Raw genomic sequence first — 2,291 nt, forward strand, 5'->3', positions numbered from 1 at the left:
CTGGCAGGCCGGGCGGGCGTGTCCGCCGAGAGCCTGCGGTCCGCCTACCCACGCAGCGCCGAGGCGCCTTTCGACAGTGTCCGCAAACGCATGACGACCCTCCACCGGATGCCTGGCGACGATCAGATCCTCGTGGTCAGCAAGGGCGCGCCCGAGGTCCTGCTCGAAGCCGAGGTCACCCCGTACGGCGAGATCGCGCGGGCGCGAGAGGTCGCTTCGGTCCTGGCGCGCCAGGGGTATCGCGTTCTGGCGGTCGCCGATCGCATCATCCCGGGTGGCACCCACCCGGAGCTGATCGAGGCGGGCCTGCACCTCGTGGGCCTCGTCGCGCTCACCGATCCGGTGCGCCACAACGCCGCCGACGTGGTCGCCTCGTTCGGCGCGGCAGGGGTCGACCTGCTGCTGATCACCGGCGACGCACCCGGTACCGCGCAGGCGGTGGCGGACCGGATCGGTCTGGACAGCAGTTCCGTCATCACCGGCTCCGACATCGACGCCGGGCTCGATCCCGCGGCAGTCGCCGGCGCCCGGGTCTTCGCCCGGATCAGGCCGCAGCAGAAGCTCGACATCGTCAAGTCCTGGCAGGCGGACGGGCACGTGGTCGCGATGACCGGCGACGGCGTCAACGACGGACCCGCACTGCGGCGCGCCGACATCGGCGTCGCGATGGGCAAGGACGGCACCGAGGTGGCCCGCCAGGCGGCCGACCTGATCCTCACCGACGACGATCTGGGGACCGTCGTCGTCGCCATCGAGGAAGGACGCCGGATCTACTCCAACGTGCGGACCTTCCTGAGATACGCCCTCAGCGGAGGTCTCGCCGAGGTCCTGGTGATGTTGCTAGGTCCGTTCTTCGGTCTCGCGCTCCCGCTGCTGCCGGCTCAGATCCTCTGGATCAACATGCTCACGCACGGCCTGCCAGGCGTTGCCCTCGGCGCCGAACCGGCCGATCCGCTCGCGATGCGCAGAGGTCCCCGCTCGACCGACGAGCACGTCCTCGGCGCAGGCCTGTGGCAGCGGATCGCGTGGACCGGATCGCTGATCGCCGTCGTCACCATCGGCGCGGCCCTGTGGGCCAGGAGCATCGGCGCACCTTGGCAGACGATGACCTACCTCGTCCTCGGCCTGTCCCAGCTCGGCGTCGCGATTGCGCTCCGGCGTCCCGGCCGACCGGGCGCGCGCCGGCTGCGGTTCCTCGACGTCGCCGTGCTCGGCGCCATCCTCGCCCAGCTCGGCCCGCTGGCCATCACTCCGCTGCGCGAACTCCTCAGCCTCGAACCCGTGAGCCCCGGCCAGCTCGCACTCGCCGCCGCCCTCGCCGTGATCCCGGGAGCAGCAGTCATCCTGCGGCGTCTGTGGCACCGGCGCGCCTGACCACACCGCACAGCAACCCCCGGGTGTTCCACCGTCGGAACACCTGGGGGCTTGCTCCTGCTGCGGGTCAGCGAAGGTGGCGGGAGTACCAGTCCGGCTCGGCGGTCGCGGGGGTGAGGTGGAGCTTGACGTCGACGGCGAAAGCTCCGGTAGGCGCGGCGATCAGCGGATTGATGTCGAGCTCTGCGATCTCGGCGACGGATTCGGCCAGCCAGGCGATCCGGTGCAGGACATCCAGTACCGCGGATTCGTCGGCCGGGGCGGCCCCGCGATAGCCGGCGAGCAACGGGGCACACCGCAGCGAACGAACCATCTCCCCCGCGTCCAGGTCCGTCAGAGGAAGGCCGCGCCAGCGGCGATCGGCGAGCAGATCGGTGAGAACTCCGCCACTGCCGGTCATCAGAACGGGACCGAAAAGGTGATCGCGGACCAGACCCGCCACCAGCTCCACACCGGGAGCCGCCATGGCCTGCACAATCATGTGGGTATCGCCTACGGCCACCGTGATCTCGCGATAGGCCTGCTCGAGCTCCTTCGCGTCCGGGATGCCGATCCGGACCCCGCCGACATCCGTCTTGTGCACGACACCGGGTGCGGCGGTCTTCAGGACCAACGGGTAGCCGACTCGCTCGCCGGCAGCCAGCACCGCTTCGAGGCCGGCGGCGGCCACGGCCGGCACCACTGCTATCCCCGCACACCGCATGAGTTGCTCGGCGTGCTTCGCGTCGAGCCAACCGCCGTCACTCTGCCGAGCCAGGAAGTGCCGGACGATCGCCCGTGCGCCGTCGAAGTCGACTCCGGAGATCTCCGGGACGATTCCCTGGGGACGAGTGCGCCACTCGGAGTACCGCATCGCGTGGCCCAGCGCCCGGACAGCTGTCTCCGGGAAGGGAAACACCGGCAGCGCGGAGCCATCC

General features: G+C 70.5%; 2 protein-coding genes. One reads left to right on the forward strand and one right to left on the reverse strand.

Annotation, left to right across the window (positions count from 1 at the left end):
- The coding region (locus EV644_RS44275; RefSeq protein WP_132197851.1) for a cation-translocating P-type ATPase at positions 1-1,374 on the forward strand (1,374 nt) is incomplete at its 5' end.
- A gap of 67 nt (positions 1,375-1,441) precedes the next feature.
- On the opposite strand, the gene EV644_RS44280 is transcribed toward EV644_RS44275, so the two are convergent.
- Positions 1,442-2,291, reverse strand: an 850-nt coding sequence (locus tag EV644_RS44280) for an acetate--CoA ligase family protein (RefSeq protein ID WP_199240402.1), incomplete at its 5' end; no start/stop codon positions are given.

Origin of the sequence: Kribbella orskensis (assembly GCF_004342085.1) — a bacterium.
GTDB classification, from domain to species: domain Bacteria; phylum Actinomycetota; class Actinomycetes; order Propionibacteriales; family Kribbellaceae; genus Kribbella; species Kribbella orskensis.